Genomic DNA, 17045 nt, shown 5'->3' on the forward strand with positions numbered 1-17045 from the left:
GGTACATTCGACTGTGGCCAATTTGCGGCGCACCCACCCCCTCGCGGATCCTTCGGCAGAGGTTATAGTCTGCCCCATCATGTCGACCGTCACCGACCCCAGCACGGAGCAGCAACTCGCCCCCAGCGGGCGCAGCATCGTGCTGGTCGGCCTGATGGGCGCCGGCAAGTCCTGCATCGGGCGGCGGCTGGCCAAGCGCCTCGGCCTGCGTTTTGTCGACGCAGACAGCGAGATCGAGGCGGCCGCCGGCTGCAGCATTCCCGAGATCTTCGAGCGCCACGGCGAGGCCGCCTTCCGCGACGGCGAGCGCAAGGTGATCGCGCGTCTGCTCAAGAGCGGCGAGCGCAAGGTGCTGGCCACCGGCGGCGGCGCCTTCGTGGACCCCGCCACGCGCGAAGCGATCGCCGCCGCCGGCGTCTCGGTCTGGCTGCGCGCCGACCTGGAGCTGCTGCTGCGGCGCACCAGCCGTCGCGCCAACCGCCCGCTGCTTCGGCACGGGGACCCGCGCGAGACCCTGACCCGCTTGATCGGCGAGCGTTATCCCCTGTACGCGCTCGCCGACATCACCATCGACAGCCTGGATGCGCCGCCGGACGAAACCGTCAAGCTGGTGCACGAGGGGCTGGAGCGTTACGGAGCCCTCAGTTGAACCGCACCGAGCGCCTGACCGTCGCGCTGGACGAACGGCGGTATGACATCCTGGTCGGCGAGGACCTGGTCGCCCAGGCGGGCCGCCACCTGCGGCCCCTCGCGGAGGGCCGCAGGGTGATGATCGTCTCCGACGAGACCGTCGCCGGCCTGCACCTCGGCGCCCTGGAGCGCGCGCTGGCGGACGCCCGCATCGACGCCCGCGCCTTCGTCGTGCCGGCCGGCGAGGCCAGCAAGGACTTCGCCACCCTCCAGCACCTCTGCGAGCGGCTGCTCGAGGCCGGCATCGATCGCGGGACGCTGCTGCTCGCCTTCGGCGGCGGCGTCGTCGGCGACCTGACCGGCTTCGCCGCAGCGATCCTGCTGCGCGGCATCGACTTCGTCCAGGTCCCGACCACCCTGCTCGCCCAGGTCGACAGCTCGGTCGGCGGCAAGACCGGCATCGACACGCCGCAGGGCAAGAACCTGGTCGGCGCCTTCCATCAGCCGCGCCTGGTCCTGGCCGACACCGGGATCCTGGCCAGCCTGCCGCGCCGCGAGATGCTGGCCGGCTACGCCGAGGTGGTGAAGTACGGGCTGCTCGGCGACGCCGGCTTCTTCCACTGGCTCGAGGGGCACGGCCACAGCCTGGTCGAGGGCGAGCCGAACGCGCTGCGCCACGCCGTGCTGACCGCCTGCCGCGCCAAGGCGGCGGTGGTCGCCGCCGACGAGCGCGAGACCGGCCAGCGCGCCCTGCTCAATCTCGGCCACACCTTCGCCCACGCGCTGGAGGCGGAGTGCGGCTACGGCGACGACCTGCTGCACGGCGAGGCCGTGGCGATCGGCATGACCCTGGCGTTCGAGCTCTCGGCCCAGCTCGGCCTGTGCCCGGCCGAGGACGCGGACCGCGTGCGCCGCCACCTCGCCGCGGTCGATCTGCCGACCGGCTTCGAGCGGCTCGGCGGCCGGGCCTGGAGCGCGGGGCGCCTGATCGAGCACATGCGCCGGGACAAGAAGGCGAGCGGCGGCCAGCCGGCCTTCGTGCTGGCGCGCCGGATCGGCGAGGCCTTCGTCAGCCGCGACGTCGCCGAGGCCGATCTCGTCAGCCTGCTGACCGAGGCCATCGCCCAGACCGCCCCGCCGCTCGATCTGGCGGGCGCCTAGCCCAGGACTTCCCGAACGCCATGGAAACCCAGCAATTCCTCGTCATCGGCGCGATCCTCGCGCTGCTCGTGCTCTCGGCCTTCTTCTCCGGCTCCGAGACCTCGCTGACCGCCGCCTCGCGGGCGCGCATGCATACGCTGCAGCAGCAGGGCAACGCCCGCGCCGCCCTGGTCAACCGCCTGTGGGAGCGCAAGGACAAGCTGATCGGCGCAATCCTGCTCGGCAACAACCTGGTCAACATCCTGGCCTCGGCGCTGGCGACCTCGCTGCTGATCTCGCTGGTAGGCGACACCGGCGTCGCCTACGCCACGCTGGGGATGACCCTGCTGGTGCTGATCTTCTCCGAGGTCCTGCCGAAGACCTACGCGCTGCACCACGCCGACCGCATGGCCCTGGTCGTCGCGCCGATCATCAACGTGGCGATCTTCCTGTTCAGCCCCGTGACCCGGCTGGTCCAGCTCGTCGTCACCGGCACGCTGCACCTGTTCGGCGCCAAGTTCGACGCGACCTACGGCACCGAGCGCTGGGAGGAGGAGGTGCGCGGCGCCATCGAGCTGCACCACGACCGCGGCGCCGAGGAGAACCGGGAGGAGCGCGACATGCTGCGCTCGATCCTCGACCTCGGCGACGTCGAGGTCGGCGAGATCATGGTGCACCGGCGCAACGTCCTGGCCATCGACAGCGAGCTGCCGCCCGAGAAGATCATCGAGCAGGTGCTGGAGAGCCCCTACACCCGGATCCCGCTGTGGCGCGGCAAGTTCGACGACATCGTCGGCGTGCTGCACGTCAAGGCGCTGCTGCGTGCCGTCCAGGCGCGCGCCGGCAAGGTCGAGGGCCTCGACGTCGGGGCGATCGCCGCCGAGCCCTGGTTCATTCCCGATTCCACCGACCTGCTGTCGCAGCTCCGGGCCTTCCGCCACCGCAAGGAGCACTTCGCGATCGTCGTCGACGAGTACGGCGAGGTCCTGGGCATCGTCACCCTCGAGGACATCCTGGAGGAGATCGTCGGCGAGATCAGCGACGAGCACGACGTCAAGGTCGCCGGCGTCGAGATCCTGTCCGACGGCTCGGCGGTGGTCCACGGCTCGGTCACGCTGCGCGACCTCAACCGGCACAGCGGCTGGCGCCTGCCGGACGAGGAGGCCTCGACCGTTGCCGGCCTGATCCTGCACGAGGCGCGCTGTATTCCCGAGATCGGCCAACGCTTCGCCTTCCACGGCTTCGCCATGGAGATCCTGGGGCGCCAGCGCAATCAGATCACCCTGGTCAAGATCGCGCGCCTCGGCGAGGAGGAGAAGGCGGGGGAGCAGGAGCCGGAGAAGCCCGGGAGCGACACCGCCGCATAGCGACCTCCCGCGCCGCGCGATCTCGTCTGCGGCAAGCCGCTACTTTTGCTCCCGGCTTCCTTGACCGCCGCCGGCAGCCGGCCCACACTGCCGGCCTGGGTCGCGACACTTGGCGCAGGCCCGTCGCCTGCGCGCTGCCGGCCCGGACGCGGGAGGATGCCGTGCGACGCCAGATCATGCCCCACCTGGTCCACAACCAGGCTCTCTACTTCCTGCAGCCCGAAGACAGCGTCGCCGAGGCGGTGGCGCTCATGTCCGAGCAGCACATCGGCGCCGTCATGGTCGTGCGCGGTGGGCAGCTGATCGGGATCTTCACCGAGCGCGACGTCGTCACCCGGGTCGTCAACGCCCGGCGCGACCCCGACGCCACGCTCTTGTCCGAGGTCATGACCGAGGGGCCGCAGACGATCGCGCCCGGCGAAACCGCGGGGGGCGCGCTGGAGCTGATGGCGCGCCTCGGCTGCCGGCACCTGCCGGTGGTCGACGGCGAGGAGATCGTCGGCATGGTCTCGATCCGCGATCTCTTCGGCTCGGTCCGCGAGCAGCTCGAGCAGGACCTGAAGCAGCGCGACGCCCTGCTGTTCGACACCACCTACGGGGTTGGCTGAGCGCCTAGAGCGCCGCGCCCGGTCGCTGGCGGGCGCCGCAGTTGACGCTGCGCGGTGGGGGCCTATCATCGCCGCCTTCCCGCCCCCAAACGCACGCGGAATCCCGATGCCCCTGTCGCCGCCGGCCGCGCGCGAGCCGATCCACACCCGCCGCTACACCTTCGAGGCCTTCCGCCGGTCGGACGGGCTGTGGGACATCGACGCCTACCTCGCCGACACCAAGACCTACGGCTTCGACAACGAGTACCGCGGCCGGATCGAGGCGGGCCAGCCGCTGCACGGCATGTGGATCCGCCTGACCATCGACGAGGACTTCCTGGTCCACGCCATCGAGGTCGCCTCGGACGACACGCCCTATGCGATCTGTCCGGCGGTGGCGCCGAACTTCCAGAGGATCGTGGGCCTGCGCATCGGCGCCGGCTGGCGCGCCAAGGTGCGCGAGCAGGTCGGCGGTGTCGCCGGCTGCACGCACCTGGTCGAGATGCTGGGCGCGCTCGGCACCGTCGCCTTCCAGGCGGTCTTCCCGCTGCGCGTCGCGCGCGACGCCGCGCCGCGCCGCGCCGGCAGCCGGCCGCCGCTGCTCGGCACCTGCTACGCCTTCGCCCCCGACAGCCCGGTGGTCAAGCGGCAGTGGCCCGAGTTCTACACCGGCCCGGAGGCGTCCGGGCACGGCGACGAGTAGGCCGCTCAGGCCATCCGAGGCTCAGGCCATCCGAGGCTCAGGCCGCCTCGGACGGCGTCCTGGCCGAGATCTGCAGGGCGTGGAGGCCGCTGTCGAACTCGCCGCTCAGCGCCGCGTTGACCAGGCGCTGGCGGTCGACGCGCGACAGCCCCTCGAAACGCTCGGCCACGACCAGCACCCGGTAGTGCGTCTCGCCCTCGGGCCGGGCGCCGGCGTGGCCGGCGTGAAGATGGGAGTCGTCGGCGACCTCGAGGCGCTGCGGCGCCAGGGCCTCGCGCAGGCAACGCTCGATGCGCTCGGCGCGGTTCCCGGACCGCGAGGTCGGGGGGGTCGGGGACATGGCGGGCACTCCTTTTCGGCAGAACGGGCCGCTCGCCAGCGGTGTTAGTCTCCCGCTCCCGCCGAAGCAAGGTTCCCCTTTTCGCCGCCCATGACCTTCTCTTCCGATCCGGCGCGCCGGCGCCAGGCCCTGCTGCTGCTGCTCGGCCTGGTCGTGGTCTGGGGCGCCAACTGGCCGATCATGAAGGTCGGCCTGGCGTATGTCCCGCCCTTCTGGTTCGCGGCCCTGCGCCTCGCCCTGGGGGCCGCGACGCTGTTCGGCCTGCTCGCCCTGCTGGGGCGCCTGCGCCTGCCGCCGCGCGCCGACCTGCCGGTGCTGATGAGCGTCGCGCTGCTGCACATGGCGGGCTTCCTGGCGCTCGCCAACCTGGCGCTGCTGACCGTCGAGGCGGGGCGCTCGGCGGTGCTCGCCTACACCACCCCGCTGTGGGTCGCGCCGGCCGCCGTGCTGCTGCTCGGCGAGCGCATGACCCGGCTGAAGGCGCTCGGCCTGCTGCTCGGGCTGGGCGGGCTGGCGGTGCTCTTCAACCCGCTCGACTTCGCCTGGCAGGATCGCCGGCAGCTGTTCGGCAACGGCGCGCTGCTGCTCGCCGCCCTGCTCTGGTCCGCGGCGATCCTGCACGTCCGGCGACACCGCTGGAGCGCCAGCCCGCTGGACCTGGCGCCCTGGCAGATGCTGCTGGCGAGCGCCCTGCTGGCGGCGGCCGCCCTGCCGCTCGAGGGCCTCGGCTGGGCCCGCTGGTCCTGGGAGCTGGGCGCGGTGCTGGCCTACAACGGCCCGCTGGCCAGCGCCTTCTGCTTCTGGGCGGCCGTCATGGTCGCCCGCGACCTGCCCTCGATCACCACCTCGCTCGGCTTCCTCGGCGTGCCCCTGTTCGGCGTCCTGGTCTCGACGCTCTGGCTCGGCGAGCCGCTGAGCGCCAGCCTGCTGCTGGGCCTGGCGGCGATTCTCGGTGGCCTGGCGCTGGTCAATCTCGCCGACCAGAGGCGCGCCCGAGGCGGCGTTTGCGGATAGCCGCCATGCCTTGCCGCGCCGCAGCACGGCGGCCATAATTTGTCCCATGGTCAGTTCCTGCGAGGAGTCCCTCAACAGCCCCTTCGAGCGCGCGGCGGTGCAGCCCTGCGCCCACCCGGGCTGCACCGCGGCCGGCGACTTCCGCGCCCCGGCCGGGCGCGACCGGCTGCGCGACTACCTCTGGTTCTGCCTGGAGCACGTGCGCGCCTACAACAGCGCCTGGGACTACTTCGCCGGCCTCTCGAGCGACGAGATCGAGCGGATCCGCCGCAGGGACTGCACCTGGGACCGGCCGACCTGGAAGCTCGGCAGCGGCCCCTTCGCCGACGGCTGGAAGGAAGGCGGGCGCTTCCGGGTGGATCCGACGGAGGAAGCCCGGCGCGGGTAGCGCCAGCGGCGCGCCCGGCCCGGCCCGGCGGGCGAGGAAGCGCGGGCGCTCGACCTGCTGGGCCTTGAACCGGGCGCCGACTGGACCGAGATTCGCAGTCGCTACAAGCAGCTCGCCAAGCGCCTGCACCCCGACGCCACCGGCGGCGACCGGGTCAGCGAAGAGCGCTTGAAACGGGTCAACCGCGCCTACGCAACCCTGAAGACCCTTCACGCGGCCAGCCGCGCAAGCTAGGTAAAGGCAAGGAACCGGGCCCACATAAGGGCCGGCCCGTGCGGCCGGCGCCCGCAGCAGCAAGGACGAACCCCGCTAGATGTCCCTCCACAGCGACGACCAGCTCCACGACATGCCGACCGGCCTGCCGGACATCAAGGTCTCGGTGCGCCAGACCTTCAACCTCGACAGCGACATGGAGGTGCCGGCCTTCTCGCAGGAGAGCGACTACGTCCCCGACGTCGATTCCTCCTATCGCTTCGACCGCGACACGACGCTGGCGATCCTGGCGGGCTTCGCCCACAACCGCCGCGTCATGATCCAGGGCTACCACGGAACCGGCAAGTCGACGCACATCGAGCAGGTGGCGGCGCGCCTCAACTGGCCCTGCATCCGCATCAATCTCGACAGCCACGTCAGCCGCATCGACCTGATCGGCAAGGACGCGATCGTGCTGCGCGACGGCAAGCAGGTCACCGAGTTCCGCGAGGGCCTGCTGCCCTGGGCCCTGCAGCGCCCGACCGCGCTGGTCTTCGACGAGTACGACGCCGGCCGCGCCGACGTCATGTTCGTGATTCAGCGCGTGCTCGAGGTCGAGGGCCGGCTGACCCTGCTCGACCAGAACAAGGTGATCCGCCCGCACCCCGCCTTCCGCCTGTTCTCGACGACCAACACCGTCGGCCTGGGCGACACCACCGGCCTCTATCACGGCACCCAGCAGATCAACCAGGGCCAGATGGACCGCTGGAATATCGTGGCGACGCTGAACTACCTGCCGCACGAGGAGGAGGAGGCGATCGTCCTCTCGAAGCTGCCGGGCTACGACAGCAAGGCAGGCCGGGAGAAGCTGAAGGCCATGGTCGCGGTCGCCGACCTGACCCGCTCCGGCTTCATCAACGGCGACATCTCGACGGTGATGAGCCCGCGCACGGTCATCACCTGGGCCGAGAACGCGGACATTTTCGGCGACGTCGGCTTCGCCTTCCGCCTGACCTTCCTGAACAAGTGCGACGAGGTCGAGCGGCCGGTCGTGGCCGAGTACTACCAGCGCAGCTTCGGCACGGAGCTGCCCGAGAGCGGCGTCCACGCCACGGTGGTCTGAGCCAGGCGACCGACCGAACAGCGAGATCGAACCAGCGAGGCGGAAAGGCGAGCTTGTCCCAGGCCGAGACCCCGATCGAGCGCTTCAAGCGCGCCACCGGCGCGGCGATTCGCGCGCTCGCCGAGCAGCCGGACCTGACGGCGAACTTCGCGCCCTCCGGGCAGGGGCTCGTCGGCAAGGAGGTGCGCCTGCCGATGCCGGCGCGCGACCTGCCGGCCGAGGAGGTCGCCCAGGTCCGCGGCGAGGCCGACGCCGTGGCCCTGCGCCTGCGCTTCCACAACGAGAAGCTCCACGCCAGCCAGCGGCCGCAGAACCAGGCCGCGCGCGAGATCTTCGACGCGGTCGAGCAGGTGCGCTGCGAATCGCTCGGCGCCCGGCGCATGGCGGGCTGCGGCCTGAACCTGGGCGCCGCCCTCGAGGAGCGCTACCGGGCGCGGGGCTATGCCAGGGCGCAGAACCGCGAGGAGGTGCCGCTGGCCGAGGCGCTGCGCCTGCTCGCCCGCGAGTCCATGACCGGCCAGGCGGCGCCGCCCTCGGGGCAGCGCATCGTCGACCTGTGGCGCCCGCACCTCGAGGCCGAGGTGCTGAAGGACCTCCACGACCTCGACACCATGGCCGCCGACCAGAAGGCCTACGGACGGACCGTGCGGCGGCTGCTCCAGCACCTCGACCTGGAGGCCATGACCGAGCAGGAGCCGCTCGACGACGAGGAGTCCGAGGAGGGCGGCGACGAGGCCCAGCAGGACCCCTCGGAGATGCGCGGCGAGGGCGGCGAGCAGGACAGCAGCGAGTCGGCCTCCTCGGAAGCCGGCGACGAGGCCGAGATGGGCGAGGCCGAGGGCGAGGACGACGAGGCCGCCGAGGCCGACGGCGAGATGCAGGCCGGCATGGCCGACGAGCAGCCGGGCCGGCCCGGCCGGCGGCCGAACTGGGATCTTTCCGACGCCCTCGAGGGCGTCTACCGGCCCTTCACGACGGAGTTCGACGAGGTCGTCGAGGCCGCCGAGCTGTGCGACCCCGACGAGCTGACGCGCCTGCGCCAGATGCTCGACCAGCAGCTCGCCCACCTGCAGGGCGTGATCGCGCGCCTGGCCAACCGCATGCAGCGCCGCCTGCTGGCCAAGCAGCAGCGCTCCTGGGACTTCAATCTCGAGGAAGGCATGCTCGACACGGCGCGGCTGTCGCGCGTCGTCACCAACCCCGGCCATGCCCTGTCGTTCAAGATGGAGCGCCAGACCGACTTCCGCGACACCGTGGTGACGCTGCTGATCGACAACTCCGGCTCGATGCGCGGCCGGCCGATCTCGGTCGCGGCGATGAGCGCCGACATCCTGGCGCGCACCCTGGAGCGCTGCGGCGTCAAGGTCGAGGTGCTGGGCTTCACGACGCGCATGTGGAAGGGCGGACAGGCGCGCGAGCGCTGGATCTCGGCCGGCAAGCCGCAGATGCCGGGCCGCCTCAACGACCTGCGCCACATCGTCTACAAGTCCGCCGACGAGCCCTGGCGGCGCGGCCGCAAGAACCTGGGGCTGATGCTCCGCGAAGGCATCCTCAAGGAGAACATCGACGGCGAGGCGCTGATCTGGGCGCACAACCGGCTGATCGCGCGGCCCGAGCAGCGGCGCATCCTGATGGTCATCTCAGACGGTGCGCCGGTCGACGACTCGACCCTTTCGGTGAACCCCGGCAACTACCTCGAGCGGCACCTGCGCGAGGTCATCCACTACATCGAGACACGCTCGCCGGTCGAGCTGACCGCGATCGGCATCGGCCACGACGTGACGCGCTACTACCGCCGCGCCGTCACCATCGTCGACGCCGAGCAGCTCGGCGGCACGATGATGGAGAAGCTGGCCGAGCTGTTCGACGAGGATCCCGGCCTGGAGCGGCGCGGCGGCGCCCGCCGGCGCGGCCGCAGCGCCGCCTGAGCCGGCCCATCATGCACGCACCTGCGCTGCCCGAGGGCGTCGGCATCGTCGACCGCGAGACCCTGAAGAGCCTCTCGGGCATGGAGCTGCTGCGCGGCTGGCGCGACGGCCTGCTGCCGACGGCGCCGATCGCCCACACCCTCGGCTTCCGTCTCGCCGAGATCGAGCAAGGCCGGGCGCTCTTCGTCGGCACGCCGCACCTGGCGCTCTACAACCCGATCGGCAGCGTTCACGGCGGCTACGCCGCGACCCTGCTGGATTCCTGCATGAGCTGCGCGATCCACTCGACGCTGCCGGCCGGCAGCGGCTACACGACCGCCGAGATCAAGGTGAACTTCGTGCGCGCCATCACGGTCGACAGCGGCGAGCTCAGGGCCGAGGGCCGGATCATCCATCCCGGCCGGCGTCTCGCGACCTCCGAGGGCCGCATCACCGACGCCGCCGGCCGCCTGCTCGCCCACGGCACGGCCACCTGCTACATCTTCGAGATGTGAGGCCGGCCGCCGCCACGGAGGCGACGGCCGGCCCGACGGCTTGCCCGCCCGGCCACCAGGCCAGGGGCGATCAAGCTAGGAGTGCTTAGGCCAGGGCGGTGCGCTGCAGGCTCGGCGTCTCTGGCGTCGGGACGCCGGACGTCTTGTAGGTCGCCATCAGCTGCTGCTTCTCGGCGGCCATGCGCTCACCCAGGTCGTCCATGTCGAGGCCGGCCTTGCGGGCCTGGCTGAACATGCCCTCAACCCGCTTCTCCTCCTCCTCGACGTGATGCTCGATCATCTCGGAGAGCACCTTGACCTTGGCTTCGTAGAAGGAGTCGTCGGGCCCGCCGGCCTCGATCTCGGCGATCAGGACCTTGGCGCCGTCGTGCTCGACGTAGGCCTCCTTCAGCAGGTCCTCCTCGACCGCGCCCTTGCAGGCCGGATAGAAGACGTCCTCCTCGATCTTGGCGTGAATCGCCAGCTCCATGCAGATCTGCTCGGCGAGCGCCTGCTTCTTCCCGTCTCCCTTGGCCTTCTCGAACTGGTCGAACAGCTCCTCGACCTTGCGGTGATCGGCCTTTAGCAGGGCGATGGCGTCTTTCTTCGGCATGTCAAACTCCAAGACAAGTGTTTCAATCACTGCAGAGCGCAACGACTCGCCGCAACTACAGTTCCTTTTGCGAAGTGTTCGCAAGGACGGAACCTTTCCTGCTCTAGAGATCGAGCTCGATCCAGGCCGGCGCGTGATCGCTGGCCCCCGGCTCGCCGCGCACCGACCGGTCGATGCCGGCCTCCGCCAGGCGCGGTGCCAGCGCCGGGCTGAGCAGCAGGTGGTCGAGGCGCAGGCCGGCATCGCGCTCCCAGCGCCGCCGCTTGTAGTCCCAGAAGGTGTAAAGCGGCGCCTCGGGGTGGCGCGCGCGCAGCGCGTCGGTCCAGCCCTGGTCGAGCAGGCTGCGAAAGGCGGCGCGCGGCTCCGGCTGCAGCAGCGCGTCCTCGGTCCACGAGCGGGTCGGATAGATGTCCCGGCCGGTCGGAACGACGTTGTAGTCGCCGGCCAGCACGACCGGCACGCCGCTTTCGAGCAGGCTGCCGGCGTGGGCGACCAGCCGGTCGAACCAGGCGAGCTTGTAGTCGAACTTCGGGCCGGGCCGCGGGTTGCCGTTGGGCAGGTAGAGCGAGGCGACCAGCACGCCCTGCACCGCGGCCTCCAGGTAGCGCGCCTGGGCGTCCGCCGGGTCGCCCGGCAGGCGCCGGCGCGTGACCACCGGCTCCGCCGCCCGCGCCAGGATCGCGACGCCGTTCCAGGTGCGCTGGCCCTGCCAGGCGGCGGCATAGCCCGCTGCCGCCAACTCCTCCTCCGGAAAGGCCGAAGGCGCCGCCTTGAGCTCCTGCAGGCAGACGACGTCGGGCCGGGCCCGCTCCAGCCAGGCCAGCAGGTTGGCGAGGCGCCGGTTGACGTTGTTGATGTTGAAGGTCGCGATTCTCATGGGGATTCGAACGTCCGGCGGCGACACGCGATCCCGCGCCAGGTGCGATCGCCGCCGAGGGAGCGAGCGCCGTGGTTGCGTCGGTTTCCTCCATGACGCTTAATCGACCGGCGGAGAAACCACCCAAGAGTGGTGCGCCGTCATAGAAACCGCCATCGGGAGGATATCGTCATGGTGAGACCGTTCCTTTGGGCCCTGGCCCTCGCAGCCCTCGCCCTGCCCCAGTTGCCGGACCGCGCCGCCGCCCAGGCCGGCCTGCTGAGCGGCGTCGTCGACCTCGAGCCGCTGACGCTCTCGGTCATGGAGCCGATGACCCAGGCGCCCTACGAGCTGGAGGCCGGCAAGTATTACCGCCTCGACATCGTCTGCGACGGCTCTGGCGAGCTGGCGATCTCCGGCGCGGAGTTCTTCCGCAACGTCTGGGTCAACGAGGTCGTGATCAACGACATCGAGGTCCGGCCGCTCGGCATCGACTCCCTGGAGTTCGACGACGCCGGCACCGCGCAGATCTCCTTCGTGACGATCCGGCCGGGCACCTTCGTGCTGCGCATCCCGGGCACCACGGGGGAGTCCCAGCAGGCGATCTTCAACGTCAGATGACGGGCGGGCGCGGCGGCGGGCGGCTCAGGCCGCCTCCCGCTGCGCCGCCTCGACGAGCCGGACGATCTCGGCGAGGATCGCCGTCAGGTCGTAGTCCTTGGGCGTGAAGACCGCGGCGACGCCCGCCGCCCTGAGCGCCGCCGCGTCCTCGGGCGGAACGATGCCGCCGACGACCAGCGGGACGTCGGTCAGGCCGAGGGCGGCGAGGCGCGCCGCGGTCTGCTCGACCAGCTCGAGGTGGCTGCCCGAGAGGATCGACAGGCCGACGACGTGGACGCCCTCCTCCAGGGCGGCGCCGGCGATCTGTCCCGGGGTCAGGCGGATGCCCTCGTAGACGACCTCGAAGCCGGCGTCGCGAGCGCGCACGGCGATCTGCTCGGCGCCGTTCGAGTGGCCGTCGAGGCCGGGCTTGCCGACCAGCATCTTGAGACGTCGGCCGAGCCGCGCCGAGACGGCGGCGACCCGTTCGCGGAGCTGCTCCAGCTCGGCCTGGCCGCCGCGCACGGCGACGGCGCGGGCGACGCCGGTCGGCGCCCGGTACTCGCCCCAGATCGCGCGCAGGACGCCGGCCCACTCGCCGGTCGTGACCCCGGCATGGGCGCAGGCGATGGAGGCCTCCATCGGGTTGCCGCCCGCGGCCGCGGTCTGCCCGAGCCGGGCCAGCGCCGCCTCGGCCGCGGCGCCGTCGCGCGCCGCGCGCCAAGCGGCGAGACCCTCGAGCTGGCGCCGCTCGGCCTCGGGATCCGGCGCCAGGAAGCCGCCGTCGGCCGAGGCGGTCAGCGGCGAGGGCTCGGTCTCGGTCAAGCAGTTGACGCCGACGACCTTCAGCCGGCCGCTCTCGATGTCCTGGAAGCGCCGGGTCGCGCTGTCGACCAGGCGCTCCTTCATGTAGCCGCTGTCGATCGCCGCGACCGCGCCGCCGAGCCGCTCGATCTTCGCCAGCTCGGCGCGGGCGGCGGCGCAGAGCGCCTCGACCTTGGCCTCGACCACGGGATTGCCGGCGAAGAGGTCGCCGTACTCCAGCAGGTCGGTCTCGTGCGCCACGATCTGCTGCAGGCGCAGGCTCCACTGCTGGTCCCAGGGCCGCGGCAGGCCCAGGGCCTCGTTCCAGGCCGGCAGCTGGACGGCGCGGGCGCGCGCGTCCTTCGACAGCACGACCGCCAGCATCTCCAGCAGGATGCGGTAGACGTTGTTCTCCGGCTGCTGCTCGGTCAGGCCGAGGGAGTTGACCTGGACCCCGTAGCGGAAGCGGCGGTAGCGCTCCTCCTCGACGCCGTAGCGCTCGCGGCAGATCTCGTCCCACAGGCGCGCGAAGGCGCGCATCTTGCAAAGCTCGGTGACGAAGCGGACGCCGGCGTTGACGAAGAAGGAGATCCGGCCGACCACCTTCGGCAGGTCCTCCGGCGGCACCTGGCCGCCGTCGCGCACCGCGTCCAGCACGGCGATGGCGTTGGCCAGCGCGAAGGCCAGCTCCTGCTCCGGCGTCGCCCCGGCCTCCTGCAGGTGGTAGCTGCAGACGTTGGTCGGGTTCCACCTCGGCAGCTCGCGGTAGGCGAAGGCGACGACGTCGGTGGTCAGCTTCAGCGAGGGCTTCGGCGGGAAGATGTAGGTGCCGCGGCTGAGGTACTCCTTGAACAGGTCGTTCTGCACCGTGCCGGAGAGCGCGGCGCGCGCGACCCCCTGGCGCTCGGCACAGGCGACATAGAGCGCGAGCAGCCAGGGCGCGGTGGCGTTGATCGTCATCGAGGTGTTCATCCGGTCGAGCGGGATGCCCTCGAACAGCGCCGTCATGTCGCCGAGGTGGCCGACCGGGACCCCGACCTTGCCGACCTCGCCCCGCGCCAGGGGATGGTCGGCGTCGTAGCCGGTCTGGGTCGGCAGGTCGAAGGCGACCGAAAGCCCGGTCTGGCCCTTCGCCAGGTTGGCCCGGAACAGCGCGTTCGAGGCCGCGGCGGAGGTGTGGCCGGCATAGGTGCGGATCAGCCAGGGCGCGTCGCGCTGCGCTGCAGCGGACTCCTGCTGCGCTGCGGCTTGGCCCGCTGGGCCGCCGCTCGGGTTTTCTGGCATTCCGTGGCATCCGTTTCGTGTGGAACCATCCGATAGAACGAAAATTATACCCTGAGAGTTTCCATTGAAACAAAGTTGAATTGTGCATTGCAATAGGAACGAGCCTGCGATATGCCGCTTTCAAGACCGCGCCGAGCGGCGAGGGCACACAGCGCCCGTGGACGAGCAAGGATTGGCAGCAGACCGAGGAGTCGTCGAGCATGACCGAGCCCGCTGAGGTGATCGAGTTGCGACCGGGGCAGACCGCCAAGGACCTCTACGAGATCGGCGAGATCCCGCCGCTCGGCCACGTGCCGAAGCGGATGTATGCCTGGGCGATCCGCCGCGAGCGCCACGGCGAGCCCGAGACCGCCATGCAGCAGGAGGTGGTGCCGGTCCCGGCGCTCGACAGCCACGACGTGCTGGTCATGGTGATGTCGGCCGGCGTCAACTACAACGGCGTCTGGGCTGCGCTCGGCACGCCGATCTCGCCCTTCGACGTGCACAAGGCCGACTACCACATCGCCGGGTCCGACGCCGCCGGCGTGGTCTGGGCGGTCGGCGGCAAGGTCAAGCGCTGGAAGGTCGGCGACGAGGTCGTGGTCCACTGCAACCAGGACGACGGCGACGACGAGGAGTGCAACGGCGGCGATCCGATGTTCTCGCCGTCCCAGCGGATCTGGGGCTACGAGACGCCGGACGGCTCCTTCGCCCAGTTCGCCCGCGTCCAGGACCGCCAGCTGATGCCGCGCCCCCGGCACCTGACCTGGGAGGAGTCGGGTTGCTACACCCTGACCCTGGCGACCGCCTACCGGATGCTGTTCGGCCACCGCCCGCACATCCTGCGGCCCGGCCAGAACGTCCTGGTCTGGGGCGCCTCGGGTGGCCTGGGGTCGATGGCGGTCCAGCTGATCGCGACCGCCGGCGCCAATGCCATCGGCGTTATCTCCGACGAATCCAAGCGCGACTTCGTCATGGGCCTGGGCGCCAAGGGCGTCATCAACCGCAGCGACTTCGCCTGCTGGGGCCAGCTGCCCAAGGTCAACTCCGAGGAGTACAAGACCTGGTTCGCCGAGGTCCGCAAGGTCGGCAAGGCGATCTGGGACATCACCGGCAAGGGCAACAACGTCGACTTCGTCTTCGAGCACCCCGGCGAGGCGACCTTCCCGGTCTCGACCTTCGTCGTGAAGCGCGGCGGCATGGTCGTCTTCTGCGCCGGCACCACCGGCTACAACATCACCTTCGACGCGCGCTACGTCTGGATGCACCAGAAGCGCATCCAGGGCAGCCACTTCGCCAACCTGCTGCAGGCCGCCCAGGCCAACACCCTGGTCGTTGAGCGCCGCCTCGACCCCTGCATGAGCGAGGTCTTCGCCTGGACCGACATCCCGCGCGCCCACACCAAGATGCGCAAGAACCAGCACAAGCCCGGCAACATGGCGGTTCTGGTCCAGGCCGGCCGGCCCGGCCTGCGCACCCTCGAGGACGCGATCGAAGCCTGAGCCGGGGCCCGTTCGCGAGCGGCCGGCGGCGACCCTTCCCGCCGCCGGCCGCACCTTCTGCCGCACCGAGATATCGGGTAGACCTGCGCCATGACCGACTGCCTGCCCGCCGAGGCGAGTGCCCGCTCCGGCCCGCTCTCCCCGGCTTTGCTAGACGACCTGCTGCCGCTCTGCCGCGAGGCGCTGGGCGCCGCCGAGGGCCTGGAGCTGGCCGCGCGGCGGTCCGTCGGCGCCCTGGTCGCACCGCAGGGCCGGCCGGACCCGGACCTGCTCGAACGCGAGCAGTTCGCCGCCCACGGCCTGGCCTGGCTGGCGACCTACGTCGCCGCCTTGCGCGAGACGCTGCACTGGGTCGAGCGCCTGGAGGCCGAGGGCCGCTGCGGCGAGCTCGAGCGACTGATCCTCCAGGCCGCTTTCGGCGAGTACCTGGCGCAACTCGCCGGCGGCCTGCCGCTGAGCCAGGTCGAGGTGCTGCGGCCGGCCGACCTCGGCCTCGCACCGGAGGCGCTCGAGGCCTTCCTGACTCCGACGGTGGCGGGGCTGATCGCCCGCGGCAACACCGCTGGCCTGCGCCTCCGCCTCGCCGAGCTGATCGCGGCGGACCGCTTCGGCGAGCCGGGCCTGGACGAGACCGACGCCCTGATCGCCGAGCAGTTCCGCAAGCTCGCCGACGCCCATGCCGAGGCGGCGCACGGCTGGCACCTGCGCGACGAGCTGATCCCGATCGAGGTCGTGCGGCAGCTCGCCGAGCTCGGCGTCTTCGGCCTGACGGTGCCCGAGGAATACGGCGGCCTCGGCCTCGGCAAGACCGCCATGTGCGTGGTCACCGAGGCGCTGAGCCGCGGCTACATCGGCCTCGGCTCGCTCGGCACCCGCACCGAGATCGCGGCCGAGCTGATCCGCCTTGGCGGCACCGAGGAGCAGAAGCGCCACTGGCTGCCGAGGCTGGCGAGCGGCGAGATCCTGCCGACGGCGGTCTTCACCGAGCCCGGCGTCGGCTCCGACCTCGGCAGCCTCAAGACCCGCGCCGTGCGCGACGGCGACCGCTACCGCATCCACGGCAGCAAGACCTGGATCACCCACGCCGCGCGCACCGACCTGATGACCCTGCTGGCGCGCAGCGATCCGGACAGCGCCGACTACCGCGGCCTGTCGATGTTCCTGGCCGAGAAGCCGCGCGGCACCGAGGCCGAGCCCTTTCCGGCCGCCGGCATGACCGGCGGCGAGATCCCGGTGCTCGGCTACCGCGGCATGAAGGAGTACGAGCTCGCCTTCGACGGCTTCGAGGTCGAGGCGCGGAACCTGCTGGGCGGCGTCGAGGGCGAAGGCTTCAAGCAGCTGATGGCGACCTTCGAGTCGGCGCGCGTCCAGACCGCCGCGCGCGCCGTCGGCGTCGCCCAGAACGCCCTGGAGCTGGGCCTCGCCTATGCCCGCGAGCGCATCCAGTTCGGCAAGCCGATCCTGGCTTTCCCGCGCGTCGCCGGCAAGCTCGCCTGGATGGCGGTCGAGACCATGGTCGCCC

Annotated in this window: 18 protein-coding genes; 14 read left to right on the plus strand and 4 right to left on the minus strand. The window is 71.3% G+C overall.

The annotated features are described in order from the left end of the window. Positions 1–79 precede the first annotated feature (79 nt). The 5 genes from WD341_RS07965 (at position 80) to WD341_RS07985 (ending at position 4427) form a co-directional block, all read left to right on the plus strand. Entirely contained in the window at positions 80–649 is a 570-nt protein-coding gene (locus tag WD341_RS07965; RefSeq protein ID WP_368424909.1) for a shikimate kinase, read from the plus strand. Then, positions 646–1791, plus strand: coding sequence for a 3-dehydroquinate synthase (aroB, locus tag WD341_RS07970; RefSeq protein ID WP_368424910.1), 1146 nt, complete (start codon positions 646–648; stop codon positions 1789–1791). Before WD341_RS07965 ends, aroB begins: the two co-directional genes overlap by 4 nt. A gap of 20 nt (positions 1792–1811) precedes the next feature. Further along, positions 1812–3137 (plus strand): HlyC/CorC family transporter, encoded by a 1326-nt coding sequence (locus tag WD341_RS07975; protein ID WP_368424911.1) that lies wholly within the window; start codon positions 1812–1814, stop codon positions 3135–3137. Between the two features lie 161 nt (positions 3138–3298). Further along, entirely contained in the window at positions 3299–3745 is a 447-nt protein-coding gene (locus WD341_RS07980; protein WP_368424912.1) for a CBS domain-containing protein, read from the plus strand. 106 nt (positions 3746–3851) lie between these two features. Further along, a complete protein-coding gene (locus WD341_RS07985) occupies positions 3852–4427 on the plus strand; it encodes a DUF2889 domain-containing protein (protein WP_368424913.1) in 576 nt (191 codons plus the stop codon). 37 nt (positions 4428–4464) lie between these two features. On the opposite strand, the gene WD341_RS07990 is transcribed toward WD341_RS07985, so the two are convergent. Next, positions 4465–4767 (minus strand): BolA family protein, encoded by a 303-nt coding sequence (locus tag WD341_RS07990; protein ID WP_368424914.1) that lies wholly within the window; start codon positions 4765–4767, stop codon positions 4465–4467. A gap of 90 nt (positions 4768–4857) precedes the next feature. Here WD341_RS07990 and WD341_RS07995 point away from each other — a divergent pair, with 90 nt between their 5' ends. The 6 genes from WD341_RS07995 to WD341_RS08020 all read left to right on the plus strand — a co-directional run bounded on the left by WD341_RS07995 (position 4858) and on the right by WD341_RS08020 (position 9906). Beyond that, positions 4858–5781 (plus strand): DMT family transporter, encoded by a 924-nt coding sequence (locus tag WD341_RS07995; protein ID WP_368424915.1) that lies wholly within the window; start codon positions 4858–4860, stop codon positions 5779–5781. Between the two features lie 46 nt (positions 5782–5827). Next, positions 5828–6169 (plus strand): hypothetical protein, encoded by a 342-nt coding sequence (locus tag WD341_RS08000; protein ID WP_368424916.1) that lies wholly within the window; start codon positions 5828–5830, stop codon positions 6167–6169. A gap of 57 nt (positions 6170–6226) precedes the next feature. Continuing rightward, the gene (locus WD341_RS08005) at positions 6227–6403 is read left to right on the plus strand and encodes a DnaJ domain-containing protein (protein WP_368424926.1); all 177 of its coding nucleotides are present in this window, start codon (positions 6227–6229) and stop codon (positions 6401–6403) included. Positions 6404–6482: 79 nt separating this feature from the next. Next, positions 6483–7484, plus strand: coding sequence for a cobaltochelatase subunit CobS (gene cobS, locus WD341_RS08010; protein ID WP_368424917.1), 1002 nt, complete (start codon positions 6483–6485; stop codon positions 7482–7484). 53 nt (positions 7485–7537) lie between these two features. Beyond that, positions 7538–9412 carry a cobaltochelatase subunit CobT gene (gene cobT, locus WD341_RS08015; protein WP_368424918.1) on the plus strand — a complete coding sequence of 625 codons (1875 nt, stop codon included), beginning with the start codon at positions 7538–7540 and terminating at the stop codon, positions 9410–9412. Positions 9413–9423: 11 nt separating this feature from the next. Then, positions 9424–9906, plus strand: a complete 483-nt coding sequence (locus WD341_RS08020; RefSeq protein WP_368424919.1) for a PaaI family thioesterase — start codon at positions 9424–9426, stop codon at positions 9904–9906. Between the two features lie 85 nt (positions 9907–9991). Here WD341_RS08020 and WD341_RS08025 read toward each other — a convergent pair whose 3' ends face one another. Together WD341_RS08025 and WD341_RS08030 are read right to left on the minus strand one after the other, a co-directional pair. Then, on the minus strand, positions 9992–10498 hold the full coding sequence (locus WD341_RS08025; RefSeq protein ID WP_368424920.1) for a hemerythrin domain-containing protein: 507 nt from the start codon (positions 10496–10498) through the stop codon (positions 9992–9994). 103 nt (positions 10499–10601) lie between these two features. Next, a complete protein-coding gene (locus WD341_RS08030; protein ID WP_368424921.1) occupies positions 10602–11375 on the minus strand; it encodes an exodeoxyribonuclease III in 774 nt (257 codons plus the stop codon). A 171-nt stretch (positions 11376–11546) separates the two neighbouring features. On the opposite strand from WD341_RS08030, the gene WD341_RS08035 reads away from it, so the two are divergent. Next, positions 11547–11975 carry a hypothetical protein gene (locus WD341_RS08035; protein ID WP_368424922.1) on the plus strand — a complete coding sequence of 143 codons (429 nt, stop codon included), beginning with the start codon at positions 11547–11549 and terminating at the stop codon, positions 11973–11975. Between the two features lie 24 nt (positions 11976–11999). On the opposite strand, the gene WD341_RS08040 is transcribed toward WD341_RS08035, so the two are convergent. Next, on the minus strand, positions 12000–14042 hold the full coding sequence (locus WD341_RS08040; protein ID WP_368424923.1) for a protein meaA: 2043 nt from the start codon (positions 14040–14042) through the stop codon (positions 12000–12002). Between the two features lie 200 nt (positions 14043–14242). Between WD341_RS08040 and ccrA the strand changes: the two genes are divergently transcribed. Both ccrA and WD341_RS08050 read left to right on the plus strand, forming a co-directional pair. After that, complete coding sequence (gene ccrA, locus WD341_RS08045; protein WP_368424924.1) at positions 14243–15523, plus strand: crotonyl-CoA carboxylase/reductase; 1281 nt, start codon at positions 14243–14245, stop codon at positions 15521–15523. Between the two features lie 90 nt (positions 15524–15613). Next, a partial coding sequence (locus WD341_RS08050) for an acyl-CoA dehydrogenase family protein (protein ID WP_368424925.1) occupies positions 15614–17045 on the plus strand: 1432 nt, incomplete at its 3' end.

Origin of the sequence: Tistlia sp. (assembly GCF_040905785.1) — a bacterium.
Taxonomy (GTDB): domain Bacteria; phylum Pseudomonadota; class Alphaproteobacteria; order Kiloniellales; family DSM-21159; genus Tistlia.